This window comes from Novosphingobium naphthalenivorans NBRC 102051, from assembly GCF_001590985.1.
Lineage (GTDB): Bacteria > Pseudomonadota > Alphaproteobacteria > Sphingomonadales > Sphingomonadaceae > Novosphingobium > Novosphingobium naphthalenivorans.
On the sequence record NZ_BCTX01000017.1, the window covers coordinates 48057 to 67631 of the forward strand.

Here is a 19575-nt window from a genome sequence, read left to right on the forward strand (position 1 = left end):
GCGGGTCCTATTCGGCGCCTGGCGTGCGTTTCGGCGAGATGTGATCCGGGTGCCGGTATTCGGGCACGAACAGCACGATCAGGGCGGCAAGGGCCGTGCAGGCCGGCACGGTTGCCAGCGCCAGCGCGAAATTGCCGCCGGCTGCATCGGCCAGATAGCCCACCAGCGGCTGGAAGATCAGCGCGCCGGCAATGCCGATCATGTTGACGAAGGCGACGGCCGTGCCGGTCAGATCGTTCGCCATGCCTTCCTTGGCCATGGCGAAGGTCAGCATCTGGAAGCCGCCGAAGAAACCGGCCGCGAGCAGCAGCGCGCCTTCGGCAAAGGCGGGGAGCGGCAGGTAGAGCACGGCGAGGTAGGCCAGCCCCGTCAGTATCGCCCCGCCCAGCACGAGATACTTGCGGTGGCCCAGCCGGTCCGAAAGCCAGCCCCCGAACACGCTGCCCAGCGCCATGCCCCAGAACACCATCGAGACGATCGTTTCGGCGGCGATCTGCGAACGGTGGTGATCGGCCACCAGTTCGCTGGTGCCCCAGAGCCCGGCATAGACATTGACCGGCATGTAGAAGAGCATTCCGGTAACGGCGATGGCCCAGATGCGGCCATTGCCCATCACTGCCGCAAGGCTTTGCCGGACATCTTCGACCGGCCCCGTACCGGCTTCGCTGGCGGGGGACTGTGGCTCGCGCAGGAACAGGGCGGCCGCTGCGAAAATGCCCAGCCCGACAAGACCGGACGCCGTGAAGACGAGCCGCCAGCCCGCCGTTTCGACAAGGTCCGAAAGCAGCACGGCGCCGATCGCGGCACCGACCATGCCCGTGGCGTTGACCGCGCCGGACAGCATCGCGAAGCGCTCGGGCGCGAACCAGTGGTTCACCAGCCAGAGCGCCGAGACGAAGGCGAAGGAGGCGCCGAATCCGGTCAGCACCCGGCCGGCCGCAGCCACGCCGACCACGTTGGTCGCCGCGAACAGGAGCACGCCTGCTGCGCAGATCAGGCTTCCGCCGACAATGAACCTGCGGGCGCCGAAGCGGTCCAGCACCAGCCCGACGACGATCTGCATCGGCGCATAGATCCAGAAGAACAGGCTGGAAAGCGTGCCGAACCCGGACTTCGTCAGGCCGAAGAAGGCCGCGATCGTGGCCGTATCGAGGCTGGGCTCGATGCGGGCGACGAATTCGAACAGGAAGAAGCTGGAGCCGATGACGAAGGCGGTCCAAGCGGCGGTCCAGGCCGCCCGCGCTGTCCCCCGTGCTGTCGCTTGCTGGCCTGTCCCGGACGTCATGTCACCGGCTTCATGCCCAGGTGTCGGTCAGCTTCGTCGCGATCTCGATATCGTTGAGGAAATCGACTTCGGCCCAGTCCAGCCCCTCGATCGAGACGGTGCCGACCTTGCCGGTGGGGGCGATCGAATCGATGACCTTGAGATACCAGTGCTGCACGCCTTCGGGCGTGCGCATCGCCTGCCGCACGGTTTCGCGGAACAGGTCCGCCCCTTCGCCGCGGAAGGCGAGGAAGCCGATCGATTCGGCGTTCGACTGCTGCGCGGTCAGCGTCTTGCCGATGTGGACGAGGCGGCCACCGGCCTCGCGCTCGACTTTCATGTCGTCGCTGTCGTAGCCGTCCGGCTTGACGTCGACGGTGACGGCGATGGGCCAGGGATTGCCCTGCGCGTCCGCACCGCCTTGCTGCACCTTGCGCACGATCTCCTCGGAGATGAGCGTGTCGCCGTTGAGGATCAGGAAATCGCCGCGCATCGCCTCGCGCGCGATCCAGCACGAGCCGAGATTGTCGGCCACCTTGTAGAAGGGATTGAAGCGCACGGTGATTTCGACGCGGGGATCGCGAATCGCCTTGAGGTGATCCTCAAGCATGTCGGTCATGAAGCCGGTGACGACGTCGATCCGCTTCACGCCGCCGCGCGCCAGCATTTCCACCTGCCATTCGATCAGGGACTTGCCGGAAAAGTCGATGAGGCATTTCGGTCGTTCGGCGGTGAGGGGGAGCAGGCGCGAGCCCTGGCCGGCGCTGAGAAGGATGGCGTGTTCGATCATGATCCGGGTTTACGTGTCGTTGGGGGGAAACCGCGCCCTCTAGCCGTTGCCGCGGGAAAGGGAAAGGTCCGGGCCATGTCGCCACTCGTTTTGCCGCAAAGGCATCGCCTCAATCCTTGCAACTGCCGGTTCCCTCGTCCAAATGCACCGCGATGTCCGCAAAACGCGACCGCCTTGAGAATGTTTCTCCCCTGGGGCGGATACTTCAGAACACGGCCTGGCTGCTCGGCGGCAAGGGATTCGGCGCAGTCTGCGGGCTGCTCTACCTGGCGATTCTCACGCGCACGCTGGGGCTGAAGGACTTCGGCCACTTCTCGCTGATCTTCGGCACGGCGCAGGCTCTGATCGCCATTGCCGGCTTCCAGACCTGGCGCGTCGTCGTGCGCTACGGCAGCGAGCATGTCCACGCGAAGGACTGGGACAAGTTCGGCCGGCTGGGGATGCTGTGCGGTGTGCTCGATGCGGCCGGCGCGCTGGCCGGTTGCGCACTGGCGGCCGTGGTCATCTATGGCTTTGCCCATGTGCTGGATCTCAATCCCAACTATATCGACATCGCCTTCTGGTTCAGCTGTGCCTCGCTCTGGGCGCTGGTTTCGGCGCCGACCGGGATCGTGCGCGCGCTGCACCGTTTCGACATGGCGGTCTATGTCGAGGCGGTGGTGCCGACCGGGCGCCTGATCGCCGCTGTCGTGATCTGGATGACCGGGCCGACGGTCGGCCGTTTCCTGTTCGCCTGGGCGGCGATCGATATTCTCGAATCCGTGCTCTACTGGGTCATGGCCCGGCGCTTGTGCCCGCAGGCGGTCCGCCTCGCGAACTTCGGCAAGTGGCGCCTCGCGCTCAAGGAGAACCCCGGCGTCGGCCATTTCTTCTGGATCACGTATGCCGGCGCCACCATCGATGCGACAATAAAGAACGGGCCGCTGCTGGTCGTCGGCGGCTGGGTCGGCACCCGCGCGGCGGGCCTCTACCGCCTCGCCTCGCAGCTATCGCAGGCGATGAGCAAGCTTTCCACGCTGCTGACCCGCTCGGTCTATGCCGAAGTGGCGCGCGTGCGCGTGTCCTCGGAAGCGGCCGAGTTCCGCAAGCTGGCGCAGCAGACCAGCCTGATCGCCGGGCTGGCCGGGCTGGCCGTGGTCGGCGTGGCGCTGGTGGCGGGCAAGCAGCTTCTCGCGCTGATCGGCGGCGCGGCCTTCGAAGGCGGCGCGGCGATCCTAGTGCCGCTGGCCATTGCTGCCAGCTTCGACCTTGCCAGCGTGGCTTTCGAGCCGGTGCTCCATTCGACCGGGCGGGCCCGGCTTTCGCTGACCGCGCGCTTGCTGGCGGTGGCCGCGCTCGGCGTGGGGCTGGTGCTGTTCATCCCCATCGGCCCGAGCGGCGCGGCCTGGGCCGTGGCGCTGGCGGGGGCCGTCTCGTATCTCGCTATGGGTGTGATGGCCTGGCGCACGCTGGAAAAGATCGAGCACGAAGAGATCGTCCCGCTTGTCGAGGAACCCGGCTCGACAGACGCCTGAGCCTGTCTATCATGGCCGGCATGTCCCAGACTCTCCCGAAGGCTTTGCTCGCCGAAGCCGCGTCCCTGTCCGGCCGCATTGTCGCGCTGCGCCGGGCCATCCATGCCGAGCCCGAAATCGGGCTGCACACGCCCAAGACGCGTGACAAGGTGCGCGCGGCGCTCGCCCATCTGCCGCTCGAATGGCAGGAAGGGCCGTCCACCACGGGCCTTGTCGCCACACTGAAAGGCGGCGGGGGAGAGGGCCGGTGCGTGCTTCTGCGCGGCGACATGGACGCGCTGCCGATGCCGGAGGAAACCGGCCTGCCGTTCGCCTCGCAAGTTCCGGGCACGATGCACGCCTGCGGGCACGATGCCCACACCGCGATGCTGGTGGGCGCGGCGGAGATTCTCACGCGGCAGGCAGGGAGCCTCAAGGGCGAGGTCCGCTTCATGTTCCAGCCGGGAGAGGAGGGCTATCACGGCGCCCGCTTCATGCTGGAAGACGGCTTGCTGGGCGGTGAGGGCTGCACCCGCCCGCTGCCCGATGCGGCCTTTGCCCTGCATGTCATGCCCAATGCTCCGCACGGCCTTGTCGGCGGGCGCGCCGGGGCGCTGCTGGCGGCGGCGGACCAGCTGGACATCACTGTGACGGGGCGCGGCGGTCATGCCTCGATGCCGCACGACACGCTCGACCCGGTGCCGGTCGCCTGCGAGATCGTGAGCGCGATCCAGACGATGGTGGCGCGCCGCTACAGCGTGTTCGATCCGGTGGTCGTCTCGATCTCTAAGATCGAGGTCGGCACCGCGCACAACGTGGTGCCCGATGCCGCACGGATGACCGGCACCATGCGTACGCTCTCGGCGGCAAGCCGGGCGCGGCTCAAGGAAGAACTGCCGGTGCTGGCGGCAGGCATTGCCGGCGCCCATGGGCTGAGCGCCGAAGTGACGATCCTCGAAGGTTTTCCAGTCACGATGTGCGATACAGGCGCGGTCGATTTCGGCGAGCAGGTGGCGCGGGACTTGTTCGGCGCGCAGGCCTTCCTGCGCCTTGCCGATCCGATCATGGGTGCGGAGGATTTTGCCTATGTGCTGGAAAAGGTGCCGGGCGCGATGTTCTTCCTGGGCGTCAGCCACGCAGGCGACGACTGGCAGCACTGCTGCGGCATCCACTCGACCCGGATGATGGTCGATGAAAGCGTGATGCCGCAGGGCTCTGCCTATCTGGCGGGGCTGGCCACCGCGTTCCTGGAGCGCGGCTGGGGCTGATCTGTCCTGGCCGTTTTTCGCGCCGGCTTATTGCACGATAAGGCCAAGTTCGCCCAAAAGCTGGCCTGCCTGCTCGCGCGATATTATCGTGCCGCGGAAAAGGCTGGCGTCGACCAGGCGCACGCCCCCAAGGTCGGCGCCGCGCAAGTCGGCACCGGCAAACCGCGCTCCCTCCATATTCGCCTCGCGCAGGCTGCACGCCGTGAAGGCGGTTTGCCGGAAGTCGCATTTGCGAAGGTCGGCCTGGGAAAAATCGATCCGGGTCAGGTCCGCCTTGCGGAATGAGTGGCCTATCAGGCTGGCATTGACGAGCAGCGTTTCCTCGAACTCCAGGCCAAGCCCCTTTATCTCGCACAGATTGGCCCCGGTCAGTTTGCACCGGGTGAATTTCACCGACTGGAGGCCGGCACGCCGGAACGACGCATTGTTGAAATCGCTGGCGATGAAGACGGCTTCGGTCAGGTCGCTGGCCATGAAGCTGGCGAAGGCGCCGCGGCAGGATTGCCAGTGGGTGCCTTCCAGCCTTGCGCGGCTGAGATCCGTATGCCGCAGGCTGCATCGTTCGAATTGCCAGCGGGACAAATCGAGCTCTGACAGGTCCGCTTCATCGAGGCAGCAGTCGATCAGGGTCTGGGGAGATGCCAGCATCATCTCCAGATCGCGCCGCGTCAGCGTCTGATCACGCACCGTGCGACGGGAAGGCAGGTCGTTCATGGCCTGCTGTTAGCGGCCGATCACGACGCGAACCAGCCCTTGCGCTTCCCCTGCATGAAGAGCCCTGCGATTTTCCTGCATCGCCGATGCCGGTTGTGCTCTCGGGTGCTCTATCGCCGCTCTACCAACTAAAGCCGGCGGAAAGGCCTCCGTGCCCCTAGGCATGGCCTCGCGCTCTTGGCATGAGGGCGGCCTATGACGGATCAGCGCTGGCAATTCTGGGTCGACCGCGGCGGCACTTTCACGGACATCGTGGCGCGGGCGCCCGATGGTCGGTTCGAGCGGCTCAAGCTCTTGAGCGAAGACCCCGGCCGCTACGATGACGCGGCGGTCGAGGCGATGCGCCGGTTGACCGGCGTGCGGGGCGGGGATCTTCCACCCGCCGAACTGCGGCTGGGCACGACCGTCGCCACCAATGCCCTGCTCGAAGGCAAGGGTGAGCCGGTGCTGCTGGCGATCACCCGGGGTTTCGGCGATGCGCTGCGCATCGGCACGCAGGAGCGGCCCGACATTTTCGCGCGCCATATCGTGCTGCCCGAGCCGCTCCATGCCGAAGTGCTGGAAGTGGCCGAGCGGCTGGGGGCGGACGGCACGGTGCATGTCCCGCTCGACGAGACGGCGGCGCGGGAAGGGCTGCGGCAGGCCTTCGAGCGCGGCCTGCGCGCGGTCGCGGTGGTGCTGATGCATGGCTATCGCTACACCGCCCACGAGGCGCGGCTGGCGCAGATCGCGCGTGAGGTGGGCTTCACCCAGGTTTCGGTCAGCCACGAAGTCGCCCCGCTCATCAAGCTGATCGCGCGCGGGGATACCACGGTGGTCGACGCGCACCTCTCGCCCGTGCTGCACCGCTATGTTTCCGGGCTGGAAGCCGGGCTGGGGCCGCATGTCGATGCGCTCTACATGCAGTCGAACGGGGGGCTGACCACCGGCGCGGCGTTTCGCGGCAAGGACGCGATCCTCTCCGGTCCGGCGGGCGGCATTGTCGGCATGGCGGCCGTGGCGAAGGAGGCCGGGTTCGATCATGTGATCGGCTTCGACATGGGCGGCACCTCCACCGATGTGTCGCACTACGCCGGGCAGTACGAGCGCGACAGCGAGACACGGGTGGCCGGAACGCGGGTGCGCACGCCGATGATGCGGATCGAGACGGTGGCGGCGGGCGGCGGTTCGATCTGCCGGTTCGATGGCGCGCGCTTCCTTGTCGGTCCGGAAAGCGCCGGCGCGGTGCCCGGCCCCGCCTGCTACCGGCGCGGCGGGCCGCTGGCCGTGACCGACTGCAACCTGCTGCTGGGCAAGCTGCGCCCGGCGCATTTCCCGCATGTCTTCGGCCCGGCGGGCGACGAGCCGCTTTCGCTCGATGCCGCGTGCGAGCGGATGGATGCGGTGCTGGCCGATGTGCGCGAAAGCACGGGCCGCGCCCTGTCGCGCGAGGAAGCCGCCGAGGGTTTCCTCGAAATCGCCGTCGCCAACATGGCCAATGCGATCAAGACCGTCTCGCTGCGCCGGGGCCATGACGTCACCCGCGCTGCGCTGGTCACGTTCGGCGGGGCGGGCGGGCAACATGCCTGCAAGGTCGCCGATGCGCTGGGAGTGACGACAGTACTGTGCCATCCGCTGGCCTCGGTGCTCTCGGCCTATGGCATGGGGCTGGCGGACCGGCGGCTGCTCCAGCAGCAGACACTGGCCGTGCCGCTCGATGCGGACGGCATGGCGGCGATCGAAGCGGCCGTGGCCGCTCTCGGCGCGGCGGCGCGGGCCGGGCTGGAAGCACAAGGTCTGGCCGCTGGCGCGATCCGCACCGAGGCCACTTTGGCGATCCGCCCGAAAGGCAGCGGCAATGCTGTCGAAGTGCCGGTGGGGTCACTGGAAGAGATGCGCGAGGGCTTCCGGGAGGGCTGGCAACGCCGCTTCGGGTTCGGTGCGGGCGAGGCCCTGATCGCCGAAACGCTGCGGGTCGAGGCCATTGCCGGCGGGCATTCCGGAGGCGGTGCTACGCTGGCTCTGCCGCCGGAATCGGCAGGGCCAGCCGAACAGGTCACGATCTGGACCGATGGCGCTGGGCATGACGTGCCGCTCTATCTGCGCGAGGGGCTGGCCGAAGGCTTTGCGGCCGAAGGCCCGCTGCTGGTGGTGGACGATGTTTCCACCACCGTGGTCGAGCCGGGCTGGGCCATGCGCGTGGACGGGACCGGCAATCTCGTGCTGACGCGCAAGGCGCCGCAGCAGGTGGCCGCCGATTCCAGCACGGAATGCGACCCGGTGCGACTGGAGATCATGGGCGCGCTGTTCATGGCGATTGCCGAGGAAATGGGCGCGGCGCTGCAGTTCAGCGCCAGTTCGGTGAATATCCGCGAACGGCTCGACTTTTCCTGCGCGGTGTTTGACCGCGTGGGCAACCTGATCGCCAATGCGCCGCACATGCCGGTGCATCTGGGCTCGATGGGCGAAAGTGTGCGCACGGTGCTGCGGCGTCGGGCCGGCGACGGGCGCGGGCTGCTGCCCGGCGATGCCTATGTGCTCAATGCCCCCTACGATGGCGGCACGCATCTGCCCGATGTTACGGTGGTGATGCCGGTCTTCGCCGAGGGCGATGACAGCGCGCCCGCCTGGTTCGTGGCCGCGCGCGGGCATCATGCGGATATTGGCGGGATCAGTCCCGGCTCGATGCCGCCGGGCAGCCGTACGCTCGAAGAGGAAGGGGTGCTGCTCGACAACGTGCTGCTGGTCGACCGCGGCATGTTGCAGGAAGAGGCCATGCGCGCCCTGCTGGCTGCGGGCCGCTATCCCTCACGAGCCATCGAGCAGAACCTTGCCGACTTGCGCGCCCAGATCGCCGCCTGCGCGCGCGGGGCCTCCGAACTGCGGCGCATCGCGGGGGAGCAGGGGCGCGCTGTGGTCGATGCCTATATGGGCCATGCTCAGGACTACGCCGAACAGGCGGTGCGCGCGCTGATCGGCCGGCTTGCGGACGGTGCTTTCACGGTGCCGATGGATAATGGCGCGCAGATCCGCGTGTCCGTTTCGATCGACCGCGAGGCGCGCGGGGCCACGATCGATTTCACCGGCACCAGCGCCCAGCTGCCGGACAATTTCAATGCCCCCTTGCCGGTGGTGCGCGCGGCCGTGCTCTATGTCGTGCGCACGTTGCTCGACGATGCCGTGCCGATGAATGAGGGGTGCCTGCGGCCGGTCACGCTGATCGTGCCCGAAGGCTCGATGCTGCACCCCAAAGCGCCCGCCGCAGTCGTTGCGGGCAATGTCGAGACCAGCCAGGCGATAACTGATGCCCTCTTCGCCGCGCTGGGGGCGATGGCCGCCTCGCAAGGGACGATGAACAACTTCACGTTCGGCGATGCCACCCGCCAGTACTACGAGACGATCGCGGGCGGCTCGGGCGCGGGGCCGGACTTCGACGGGACCAGCGTGGTCCAGACCCATATGACCAACAGCCGGTTGACCGATCCCGAAGTGCTCGAAACCAATTTCCCGGTCATGCTGGAGGAATTCGCGATCCGGCGCGGCTCGGGCGGCCGGGGCGCACACCGGGGCGGTGATGGCGCGGTCCGGCGCGTGCGGTTTCTGGAACCGATGCAGGCCGGCATTCTCGCCAACCGCCGCAAGTTCGCGCCGTTCGGGCTGGCCGGCGGAGAAGACGGCGCGCCGGGCCGCAACCGGATCGAGCGCGCGGACGGCACCGTGGAAGAACTGGGCGCGACGGCTTCGGTCCGCTTGTCGGCGGGCGATGTCTTCGTGATCGAGACGCCCGGTGGCGGGGGATATGGGGCGGGCTGATCGATACCCCGCCCGTCATCCTCGCGCAGGCGAGGGCGACGGTTATTCAAGTTCAGGGAGTCCCCTCTAAGCCTTCACGTCCGCCCATTCCGGATGCCTCTCGAAGGCCGCGGCCACGTAGCTGCACACCGGCCCGATCTTGAACTGGTTCTCGCGGGCGTCGGCGACCATGGCTTCGACCAGCCGCCCGGCGACGCCGCGGCCGCCGATGGCGGGCGGGACCAGCGCATGTTCGGCATAGTGGACGCCGCCGCGTTCGGTCCAGGTCAGGCGGCCGATCGCGTCGCTGTCGGCAATATGCGCGTGGTACTCGCCGGAGGCGCCGTTCTCGTGCTTGGTGATGGTCACGCCGACCATGGGCTTCTCCTCGATGTATGGGAACGCTTGACGGCGGGCGCGCCGCCTCGCAGGGCATATGGCCATGCAGTTTCTCTCCGACAATGCCGCCGCTGTCCATCCCGCCGTGTGGAAGGCGATGATGGCGGCCGATGCCGCCGACGCGCCCTATGACGGCGATGCCCTGAGCCGCGAGCTCGACGCGGCGTTCACGGCGCTGTTCGGGCGCGAGTGTGCCGCGCTCTGGGTGGCAACGGGAACGGCGGCGAACTGCCTTGCGCTGGCCTCGATGGTCGCGCCGCACGGAGCCGCGGTCTGCCACCGCGAGGCGCATATCGAGATGGACGAGGGCGGGGCGCCCGGTTTCTACCTGCACGGTGCCAAACTGCTGCTGGCCGATGGCGAAAGCGCGAAGATCACCCCCGATGCGGTTGCGGCCGTGATCGATCCGATCCGCGACGGCGTGCATCAGGTCCAGCCGCAGGCGATCTCGATCACGCAGGCGAGCGAATACGGCTGCGTTTACCGGCCGGAGGAAGTCGCCGCACTGGCCGCTTTCGCGAAAGCGCGCGGTCTGGGGCTGCACATGGATGGCGCGCGCTTCGCCAATGCCGTCGCCTTTCTCGGTTGCGCCCCCGCCGAGGCTTGCGCGGGGGCGGATGCGCTCAGCTTCGGGTTCGTGAAGAACGGCGGCATGGGCGCGGAAGCGATCGTGTTTTTCGATCCTGAAGCCGCGCAGATGATCCGCTACCGCCGCAAGCGGGCAGGGCACCTGCAATCCAAGGGACGCTTCATGGCGGCGCAGATCCTCGCCATGCTGGAAGGCGGGTTGTGGCTCGACAATGCGCGCGCCGCCAATGCCGCCGCGGCCGAGATCGGCGCGGCGGCGGGCGCGCGTCTGCTCCATCCGGTCGAGGCCAACGAAGTGTTTCTCTCCTGCACGGCCGCCGAACGCGCTGGCCTGCGCGCGCAGGGCTTCGGTTTCTACGACTGGGGCAATGATGCGGCGCGGCTGGTCGCGGCGTGGGATGCGCGGGACGAGCATGTCTCCGCGCTGGCGCGCACCATTTCCGGCTTGTGAGGCCCTGGTCATGAGTGGGGCCATGAACGGCGATGCCGCACCTTCCTTCCTGCGTCCTGCGGTATTCCTGCCGTTTGCGCTGGTGTCACTGATCTGGGGATCGACCTGGTGGGTGATCACCGGGCAGATCGATGGTGTGCCGGCCAGCTGGTCGGTGGCCTGGCGGTTTCTGCTGGCGACTCCGGCGATGTTCATGGTCGCGCTGGCCATGGGCAAGAGCCTGCGGCTGGGACGCAATGGCCAGATGCTCGCGGCGTTCGTGGGCGTCACCCAGTTCTGCGGGAACTACAATTTCGTCTATCGCGCTGAACTGTACCTGACTTCGGGTATCGTCGCGGTCATGATCGCGCTGCTGCTGGTGCCCAATGCGGTTCTGGCGCGGGTCCTCCTCAAGCAGCCGATAACGCCGCGCTTTGCCGTGGGCAGCCTGATCGCGATCGCAGGCATCCTGCTGCTGCTGGTTCACGAGACGCGAGAGGCTCCGGCGCTGGACAAGGTCATGCTCGGGGTGGGTTTCGCGCTGATCGCGATGCTCTGTGCCGCGGTTTCAAACGTGTTGCAGGCCAACGAGACGGGCAAGAGTTTGCCGATGGTGAGTCTGCTCGCCTGGGCCATGTTCTACGGGACGGTTTGCGACGTCGCGCTGGCATGGGGCACTGCCGGGCCGCCGGTCGTTCCGGCCAGTTCAAGTTACTGGCTGGGGACCGGCTATCTCGCGCTGTTGGGTTCGGTGGTGACGTTTCCGCTTTACTACACGCTGATCCGCCAGCTCGGCGCGGGCAAGGCGGCGTATAGCGGGGTTGTCGTGGTGGTGTTCGCCATGCTGCTGTCGACCATGCTGGAAGGCTATCGCTGGACAGCGCTGGCAGCGGCCGGAGCGGTGCTGGCGATGGTGGGGCTCATCGTGGCTCTCAGCGCGCGCAAGCCTGCCGCATAGTCCGGATAGCGCGGGCGCCAGCCGAGCAGGCGCTTTGCCCTGCCGTTCGCCACGCGCCGGTTCTCGGCATAGAAGGCGCGCGCCATGGGGGAGAGGCCTGCGTCCTCCAGCGATTGCAGCGGCGGCGGCGCCAGGCCGAGCAGGCGGCAGGCTTCCTCGACAACCCGGTTCTGGCTGCAGGGCAGATCGTCGGCAAGGTTATAGACGCCCGCCGGCGCCTTGAGCCCCGCGAGCACGCCGGCGGCGATGTCGTCCACATGGACGCGGCTGAAGATCTGGCCGGGCAAGTCGATGCGATGCGCGCGGCCTTCCTGCACGCGCTCCAGCATCGAGCGGCCCGGACCATAGATGCCCGGCAGGCGATAGACCCGCGCGCCGAGAGCCTGCCAGGCGGCGTCCGCCTCGCTGCGTTCGGTGCGGCGGCCAGTGCCGGTGGGCGCCGATTCGTCGACCCATGCGCCTTGAGTGTCGCCATAGACTCCGGTCGAGGAGAGGTAGGACAGCGCCTTGCCCTGGATGGCGCTGCCGTAGCGTTCGAGCACCGGGTCCAGCGCCTCGCCGCGCGCTTCGCGTCCCGGTGGGACCGAGGACAGCACATGATCGGCATCGGCCAGCGCCATGCGCACAGTACCTTCATCGTCGAAGGAAATGGTGCCTTCGCGTCCGGTCGAGATCACTTCCCAGCCGCGCGCTTCCAGATCGCGGGCGATGACGCGGGCGGTGTAGCCGAGGCCGAAGATGAACATGCGGGGCATGGGGTTCGTCTAGCAGTGGTTGAGGTCAGTGCAAAATTCGCATCCGCACCGCTGGCAATCGTCCGGCGAAAGTCTAATTAGGCACTTATGGATATCGCCAGCAGACCCGCCGAGCCCGCAGAGAACACCCAGGTGGCAGACGCCGCGCCGCCGCCGGCCGCGCCGCCGGTCATTCATCGCGAGGACTATCAGCCGCCCGTCTGGCTGGTTCCCGAGATCGGGCTCGAATTCACGCTCGGCATCGATGCCACGCGGGTGGCCTCCAAGCTCAAGGTCGTGCGCAATCCTGACGGCAATGGTTCCCCGACACTGCGCCTCAATGGCGATCAGATTGACCCGCTCGCGGTGCGCGTCGATGGCGCGGCGGTGAATGGCTGGCGCCTCGATGGGCCCGACCTGCTGATCGACTTGCCCGGTGAGGAACATCTCGTTGAAGTGGAAACCCAGGTGAACCCGGCGGCGAACAGCCAGCTGATGGGGCTCTATGCCTCGAACGGGATGCTGTGCACCCAGTGCGAAGCGGAAGGGTTCCGCCGCATCACCTTCTTCCCCGACCGGCCCGATGTGCTTTCGACCTATTCGGTGCGGATGACGGGCGACAAGGACGCGTTCCCGATCCTGCTCGCCAACGGCAACTGCACCGCGCAGGGCGACAACGCCGACGGCAGCCACTGGGCCGAATGGCACGATCCCTGGCCCAAGCCCTGCTATCTCTTCGCGCTCGTCGCGGGCGATCTGGTGGCCAACCATGCGACTTTCACCACGATGTCGGGCCGCAAGGTCGATTGCAACATCTGGGTCCGCCCGGGCGATGAGGACCGAACCCAGCACGCGATGGATTCGCTCATCGCCTCGATGAAGTGGGACGAGGAAGCCTTTGGCCGCGAATACGACCTCGACCTGTTCAACATCGTTGCCGTCTCCGACTTCAACATGGGGGCGATGGAGAACAAGGGGCTCAACGTCTTCAATACCCGCTACGTGCTGGCGGACCCCGAAACCGCGACCGACGCGGATTACGACGCGGTCGAAGGCGTGATCGGGCACGAATACTTCCACAACTGGTCGGGCAACCGCATTACCTGCCGCGACTGGTTCCAGCTCAGCCTCAAGGAAGGCTTCACGGTGCTGCGCGACCAGCTCTTCAGCGCCGACATGGGCAGCGAGGCGGTCAAGCGGATCGAGGATGTGCGGGTGCTGCGCTCGGCCCAGTTCCCCGAGGATTCGGGACCGCTGGCGCATCCGATCCGCCCGGATTCCTATCAGGAAATCAGCAACTTCTATACGGCCACGGTCTATAACAAGGGCGCCGAGGTGATCCGCATGATGCGCACCATGGCGGGCCCGCAGCAGTTCCGCAAAGGCACCGACCTCTATTTCGAGCGTCACGACGGCGAAGCCGCGACCTGCGAGGATTTCATCCGTTCGATGGAGGAAGGCGCCGGGCTGGACCTCACCCAGTTCCGCCTGTGGTATTCGCAGGCCGGCACGCCGCAAGTGGCGGTCACGCTGAAGCATGAGGGCACCACGGCGACGCTGCACCTGTCGCAGAGCGTGCCGCCGACGCCGGGTCAGCCCGAGAAGCAGCCGGTGCCGATCCCGCTGCGCATCGGCCTGTTCGACCGCGACAGTAAGGAGCACACCGGCGAACAGTTGATCGTGCTGACCAAGGCCAGTGACAGCTTCGTGTTCGAGGATTTCGCCAAGCCGCCGGTGCTGTCGATCAACCGCGGGTTCTCGGCGCCGGTCTCGATCGAGTTCGACCGGCCGAACGAGGATCTGGTGTTCCTTGCCGCGCACGATGACGATCCCTTCGCCCGCTACGAGGCGATGCAGAGCCTTGTGGTCCAGCATCTCGTCGCCGCGGTCAGCGGTTCGCTCGACGATGCCGGGCGGGCCGAAGGGCGCGCCGCGATCGGGCAGGCCTTCGCGGCGATCGTGACGGATCCGGCACTCGATGACCTGATGCGCGGCGAGCTGATGATCCTGCCGGCCGAGAGCTATCTGGCCGAGCAGATGCTGATTGCCGATCCCGGCGCGATCCACGCCGAGCGCGAGGCGCTCAAGGCCTGGCTGGGCCGCGAATATGCCGGTGTGCTCGGCGCGCTGCATGACCGCGCGGTAGCCGTGCCCTACAGCCGCGATGCCGCAGCCCGCGGCGCACGCAAGATCAAGAGCCAGGCGCTCGGCTACATCGCCGCCGGCAACAACGCGGAAGGCGCCCGCCGCGCCATCGCGCAGTACCGCGCGGCCGACAACATGACCGACCGGCAGGGCGCGCTGCTGATCCTGTCCAGCCTCGACGTGCCCGAACGGGCCGAGGCGCTGGCGGACTTCCACAGCCGCTACGAAGGCAATGCTCTGGTCATCGACAAGTGGTTCTCGCTGCAGGCCGGCTCGTTCCACCCGCAGGTTCTGGCGAATATCCGGGCGCTCGCCGAACATCCCGATTTCACCATGACCAACCCCAACCGGGTGCGCGCGCTCTACATGGCGGCGGCGGTGAACCCCAAGGCGTTCCATGACGAGAGCGGCGAAGGCTACCGGCTGATCGGCGATCTGATTCGCCGGCTGGATCCGATCAATCCGCAGACCGCGGCGCGTTTCGTGCCGTCGCTGGGGCGCTGGCGGCGAATCGAGCCGGTCCGGGCGGCGATGATGCGCGAGGAGCTGCAGAAGATCGCTGCCGAGCCCGCGCTTTCGCGCGACGTCCGCGAGCAAGTGACCAAGAGCCTTGGCTGATACCGTGGAAGTGAACCGTGCGGGGCTGCTTGACGGCATCCCGCACGGGTTCCTCGGGCGCAGGGGCGGGGTCAGCACCGGCGATGTCGCGGGGCTGAATACCGGGCTGGGATCGGGTGATGATCCGATGCTGATTGCCGAGAATCGCCGCCGGGCCGCAGAGGCGGTTCTTCCCGGCGCGCGGCTGGTGTCGGTCTATCAGGTCCATTCGCCCGATTGCGTCACTGCCGGTGCGGCGCTTTGGGCCGATGCTGATCGTCCTCATGCCGATGCTCTCGTGACCGATCGCCCCGGCGTGCTGCTGGGCATTCTGACCGCCGATTGTGCTCCGGTCCTGCTGGCGGACCGCGAGGCGGGTGTTGTCGGTGCGGCGCACGCAGGCTGGAAAGGCGCGATCGGCGGCGTGACCGACCGCACTGTGGAGGCGATGGAATCGCTCGGTGCCCGCCGCGAGCGAATCGTGGCCGCCGTGGGGCCCTGCATCGCCCGGCGCAGCTATGAAGTCGACGAAGCGTTCCACGACCGCTTTCTGGCCGAGGACGAGAGCAATGCGCTCTTCTTCGCCGCGGGCCGTCCCGGCCACCATCAGTTCGATCTGGAGGCCTATGTCGCGGCGCGGCTTGCGCGGGCCGGGCTGGGCCGCGTAGAGGCGCTGGGGCTCGATACCTATTCTGCGCCGGACCGGTTCTATTCGTACCGCCGCGCCACGCATAAGGGCGAAGCGAGCTACGGCCGTCAAATCTCCTTGATTGGATTGCGCTAAGTCAAAACGCTGGCGCCTGTAGTCTTCTAGAAGCACAGCCGCTGCCGCCTCCCGGCCTCAGGGCCAAAAAGGCGGTTGGCACGGCTGTATTTCGTGTATATCAGGCCCGCAAAGGCGGTTGTGGGATGGGGGCATCCCCGCATCTTGCGCCGAATTCGGGGGATCAGGGGCGTTCATCGGCTGATATAGTATGCTGTCGGTCCCTCGGCAGTGGGTGTTCGTAAGCAAGGCAAGGGCTTAGCATGGCAGAAGAAGATGGCGTGCGTCGGCGCGATTTCATCAATATCGCCGCAGTAAGCGCGGCGGGAGTCGCTGGCGTAGGTGTCGTTATCCCTCTGGTAAGCCAGATGTCGGCCTCTGCCGACGTTCTCGCGGCTTCCTCAAGCGAGGTTGATATTTCCGCGATCAAGCCGGGACAGGCGATCAAGGCGGTATTCCGCAAGCAGCCGGTCTTCGTGCGCAATCTGACGCCGAAGGAAATCGCCGAAGCCAATGCCGTGCCGCTGTCGAGCCTGCGCGATCCGCAGACGCTTCAGGAGCGGACCAAGGAAGGCAAGGAAAACTGGCTGATCACCATGGGCGTGTGCACCCATTTGGGCTGCGTTCCGCTCGGTGCCGGCGAAGGGGAAAACCGCGGCGAGTTCGGCGGTTACTTCTGTCCCTGCCACGGTTCGGTTTACGATACCGCCGCGCGTATCCGTAAGGGCCCCGCGCCCAAGAACCTTGAGGTTCCGGAATACGAATTCACGTCCGACACCGTCGTCAAGATCGGCTGAGGCCAAGAGAGAGGATCACGATCATGAGCTTTCCCTGGGCCAAGCAATATACGCCGTCGCATCCCTTCATGAAGTGGATGGACGAAAAGCTTCCGGTGCCGCGTCTCATCTACAACGCTGTCGGTAGTGGCTACGAGGTTCCCCGCAACCTCAACTATTTCTGGAACTTCGGTTTCCTTGCCGGTCTGTGTCTGGTGCTCCAGATCGTTACCGGCATCGTCATGGCCATGCATTATGCGGCCAACACCGGGGTCGCCTTCGACACGATCGAAATGACCGTGCGCGACGTGAACTGGGGCTGGCTGTTCCGCTATGCCCACGCCAATGGCGCGTCGGCCTTCTTCGTCGTCATCTACATCCACATCTTCCGCGGCTTCTACTACGGGTCCTACAAGGCCCCGCGCGAGATGGTGTGGCTGCTGGGCGTCGTGATCTTCCTGCTGATGATGGCCACCGCCTTCATGGGCTACGTGCTTCCTTGGGGCCAGATGAGCTTCTGGGGCGCCAAGGTCATCACCGGCCTGTTCTCGGCCATCCCGCTGGTGGGTGAACCGCTGCAGCAGTGGCTGCTCGGCGGCTTCGCGCCGGACAATGCCGCGCTCAACCGCTTCTTCTCGCTGCACTACCTGCTGCCCTTCGTGATCCTGGGTGTCGTCATCCTGCACATCTGGGCGCTGCACATCCCGGGCTCGTCGAACCCGACCGGTGTCGAGGTGAAGAGCGAGAGCGACACGGTTCCGTTCTATCCCTACTACATCGCCAAGGACGGCTGGGCGATCGGCGTCTTCGCGATCCTGTTCGCCGCCGCGGTGTTCTTCTTCCCGAACGCCTTGGGCCACCCGGACAACTACATTCCGGCCAACCCGATGAGCACGCCTGCGCACATCGTTCCCGAATGGTACTTCTGGCCGTTCTACGCGATCCTGCGCAGCTTCACGCAGGACTTCTTCTTCATCCCGGCCAAGCTGATGGGCGTGCTCGCCATGTTCGGCGCGATCCTGGTGTGGTTCTTCCTGCCCTGGCTCGACAAGTCGCCGGTGCGCTCGGGCTCGTACCGCCCGATGTACAAGAAGTTCTTCTGGTTCGGCCTGATCCCGGCCATGGCGGTGCTGTTCTACTGCGGCGGCGCTCCGGCTGTGGAGCCCTACGTGATGATCAGCCAGATCGCGGCGTTCTATTACTTCGCGCACTTCCTGATCGTCCTGCCGGTCGTCTCGGCCATCGAAAAGCCGCTGCCGCTGCCCTATTCCATCACCGAGGCTGTCCTTGGGAAGGACGAAGGCGCCGAACTGGCTCCGGCCGCCTGATCAACAGCTAGAACGAAAGACGAAAGACATGGCACGCATTCTCTCGATCCTCGTCGGGCTGTTCTTCACAGTGGCCCTGGCTTGGTCCTTCGGTAAAGGGGCGTACACGCAGATCACCGAACCGGCGGCGCCGACGGCGGAAGCGAAGTTCCACCTCGTCCCCAAGGAAGTCCATTTCGCCAGCGATGGCGCGTTCGGCAAGTTCGACCGCCAGCAGCTCCAGCGCGGCTTCCAGGTCTACAAGGAAGTCTGCTCGGCTTGCCACTCGCTCAAGCACGTGGCGTTCCGCGATCTGGCACAGCTGGGCTACAGCGAAGCCGAAGTGAAGGCGATCGCGGCCGGCTTCACGGTTCCGGGCACCGATCCGAACACCGGTGAGGCCAACACCCGCCCGGGCACGCCGACCGACTACTTCCCGTCGCCCTTCGCCAATGACATTGCCGCCCGCGCTGCCAACAACAACGCGGTGCCGCCGGATCTCTCGCTGATCACCAAGGCGCGTCACGAAGGCCCGGCCTATGTCTATTCGCTGCTGACCGGCTACACCGAGCAGCCTACGGCACTGGTGAAGGAATTCCCCGACGCCAAGACGCCGAACGGGCTGCACTACAACCCGTACTTCGCCAACCTCAACCTGGCGATGCCGGCCCCGCTGACCAGCGAAGGCCAGGTCAGCTATGGCGACGGCACCAAGGCGACTGTCGATCAGATGGCGCAGGACGTTTCGGCCTTCCTCATCTGGACCGCCGAACCCAAGCTGGAAAAGCGCAAGCAGACCGGCTGGACCGTGCTGGGCTTCCTGCTCTTCGCCACGATCCTGGGCTATATGTCGTACCGGAATATCTGGGCCGGCAAGAAGCACTGAGATCCCGCTTCACGGTATTATCGAAGCGCCCCTCCATCCCATGATGGCAGGGGCGCTTCCCGTTTCAGGAAAGGCGCTCATGACCCCCGGTGAGCTGAAAGCACTCGTCCGCACCATTCCGGACTTTCCCAAGCCCGGCATTCTCTTTCGCGACGTGACGACTCTGATCGGTCACGGCGCGGGCTTCGCTGCCGCAGCCGGCCACATGGCGGACCGCGCGCGCGACGCCGGGGCAGAGGCGATCGCCGGTATCGAAGCGCGCGGTTTCATCTTCGGTGCCGCCGTTGCCGCAAGCCTGGGTCTGCCGTTCGTCCCGGTCCGCAAGCCGGGCAAGCTGCCTGTGCCGGTGCTGGCGATGGACTATGCTCTGGAATACGGCACCGACACGCTGGAAGTGGACCCCGGCGCGATCCGCGACGGCCAGAACGTGGTGCTGATCGACGATCTCATCGCCACGGGCGGAACCGCGTTCGCCGCCGTGCAATTGCTGCGCAGTGCGGGCGGCGTGGTGACGCAGGGGCTGTTCGTAATCGACCTGCCCGATCTGGGCGGGGCCAACCGCCTGCGCGAGGCAGGGCTGGCCGTCGATGCGCTGATGGGCTTCGAGGGGCACTAGGGCCGATCGCCATTCAGCCCATGACGGCCTGCGAACGGCAGTTTTCCGAGCTTCCGGTGCTCACGTACCAAAAGTG

At 66.6% G+C, this 19575-nt stretch carries 16 protein-coding genes; 11 read left to right on the plus strand and 5 right to left on the minus strand.

Translation table 11 applies throughout. From position 1 onward, the window contains the following. Window positions 1-7 precede the first annotated feature (7 nt). Both NN5_RS07695 and NN5_RS07700 read right to left on the minus strand, forming a co-directional pair. Complete coding sequence (locus NN5_RS07695; RefSeq protein ID WP_067733576.1) at window positions 8-1285, minus strand: MFS transporter; 1278 nt, start codon at window positions 1283-1285, stop codon at window positions 8-10. A gap of 10 nt (window positions 1286-1295) precedes the next feature. Next, window positions 1296-2054 carry a phosphocholine cytidylyltransferase family protein gene (locus NN5_RS07700; protein WP_084384805.1) on the minus strand — a complete coding sequence of 253 codons (759 nt, stop codon included), beginning with the start codon at window positions 2052-2054 and terminating at the stop codon, window positions 1296-1298. A 152-nt stretch (window positions 2055-2206) separates the two neighbouring features. Here NN5_RS07700 and NN5_RS07705 point away from each other — a divergent pair, with 152 nt between their 5' ends. Then, window positions 2207-3568, plus strand: coding sequence for a lipopolysaccharide biosynthesis protein (locus NN5_RS07705; RefSeq protein WP_067733579.1), 1362 nt, complete (start codon window positions 2207-2209; stop codon window positions 3566-3568). 20 nt (window positions 3569-3588) lie between these two features. After that, the gene (locus NN5_RS07710) at window positions 3589-4815 is read left to right on the plus strand and encodes a M20 metallopeptidase family protein (RefSeq protein ID WP_067733608.1); all 1227 of its coding nucleotides are present in this window, start codon (window positions 3589-3591) and stop codon (window positions 4813-4815) included. A 27-nt stretch (window positions 4816-4842) separates the two neighbouring features. Here the strand turns inward: NN5_RS07710 and NN5_RS07715 are convergent, their stop codons facing one another. Then, window positions 4843-5529 carry a pentapeptide repeat-containing protein gene (locus NN5_RS07715; protein WP_067733581.1) on the minus strand — a complete coding sequence of 229 codons (687 nt, stop codon included), beginning with the start codon at window positions 5527-5529 and terminating at the stop codon, window positions 4843-4845. Window positions 5530-5724: 195 nt separating this feature from the next. On the opposite strand from NN5_RS07715, the gene NN5_RS07720 reads away from it, so the two are divergent. After that, window positions 5725-9321 (plus strand): hydantoinase B/oxoprolinase family protein, encoded by a 3597-nt coding sequence (locus NN5_RS07720; RefSeq protein WP_067733582.1) that lies wholly within the window; start codon window positions 5725-5727, stop codon window positions 9319-9321. A gap of 66 nt (window positions 9322-9387) precedes the next feature. On the opposite strand, the gene NN5_RS07725 is transcribed toward NN5_RS07720, so the two are convergent. Continuing rightward, the gene (locus NN5_RS07725) at window positions 9388-9678 is read right to left on the minus strand and encodes a GNAT family N-acetyltransferase (protein ID WP_067733584.1); all 291 of its coding nucleotides are present in this window, start codon (window positions 9676-9678) and stop codon (window positions 9388-9390) included. A gap of 64 nt (window positions 9679-9742) precedes the next feature. Between NN5_RS07725 and NN5_RS07730 the strand changes: the two genes are divergently transcribed. Continuing rightward, window positions 9743-10738 (plus strand): threonine aldolase family protein, encoded by a 996-nt coding sequence (locus NN5_RS07730; RefSeq protein ID WP_067733610.1) that lies wholly within the window; start codon window positions 9743-9745, stop codon window positions 10736-10738. A 10-nt stretch (window positions 10739-10748) separates the two neighbouring features. Next, window positions 10749-11675 (plus strand): DMT family transporter, encoded by a 927-nt coding sequence (locus NN5_RS07735; RefSeq protein WP_245656331.1) that lies wholly within the window; start codon window positions 10749-10751, stop codon window positions 11673-11675. Here the strand turns inward: NN5_RS07735 and NN5_RS07740 are convergent. Further along, complete coding sequence (locus NN5_RS07740) at window positions 11585-12430, minus strand: Rossmann-fold NAD(P)-binding domain-containing protein (RefSeq protein WP_067733587.1); 846 nt, start codon at window positions 12428-12430, stop codon at window positions 11585-11587. The genes NN5_RS07735 and NN5_RS07740 overlap by 91 nt on opposite strands. 87 nt (window positions 12431-12517) lie before the next feature. On the opposite strand from NN5_RS07740, the gene pepN reads away from it, so the two are divergent. The 6 genes from pepN to NN5_RS07770 all read left to right on the plus strand — a co-directional run bounded on the left by pepN (window position 12518) and on the right by NN5_RS07770 (window position 19499). Continuing rightward, on the plus strand, window positions 12518-15172 hold the full coding sequence (gene pepN / locus NN5_RS07745) for an aminopeptidase N (protein WP_067733588.1): 2655 nt from the start codon (window positions 12518-12520) through the stop codon (window positions 15170-15172). Continuing rightward, window positions 15165-15935, plus strand: coding sequence for a peptidoglycan editing factor PgeF (pgeF, locus tag NN5_RS07750; RefSeq protein ID WP_067733589.1), 771 nt, complete (start codon window positions 15165-15167; stop codon window positions 15933-15935). The genes pepN and pgeF overlap by 8 nt, the downstream gene beginning before the upstream one ends. Before the next feature lie 242 nt (window positions 15936-16177). Beyond that, window positions 16178-16711 carry a ubiquinol-cytochrome c reductase iron-sulfur subunit gene (petA, locus tag NN5_RS07755; RefSeq protein WP_067733590.1) on the plus strand — a complete coding sequence of 178 codons (534 nt, stop codon included), beginning with the start codon at window positions 16178-16180 and terminating at the stop codon, window positions 16709-16711. Window positions 16712-16734: 23 nt separating this feature from the next. Then, window positions 16735-18018 (plus strand): cytochrome b, encoded by a 1284-nt coding sequence (locus tag NN5_RS07760; RefSeq protein ID WP_067733592.1) that lies wholly within the window; start codon window positions 16735-16737, stop codon window positions 18016-18018. Between the two features lie 28 nt (window positions 18019-18046). After that, window positions 18047-18883 carry a cytochrome c1 gene (locus NN5_RS07765; RefSeq protein WP_067733593.1) on the plus strand — a complete coding sequence of 279 codons (837 nt, stop codon included), beginning with the start codon at window positions 18047-18049 and terminating at the stop codon, window positions 18881-18883. Window positions 18884-18962: 79 nt separating this feature from the next. Beyond that, entirely contained in the window at window positions 18963-19499 is a 537-nt protein-coding gene (locus NN5_RS07770; protein ID WP_067733595.1) for an adenine phosphoribosyltransferase, read from the plus strand. The last annotated feature ends 76 nt before the right edge of the window (window positions 19500-19575 follow it).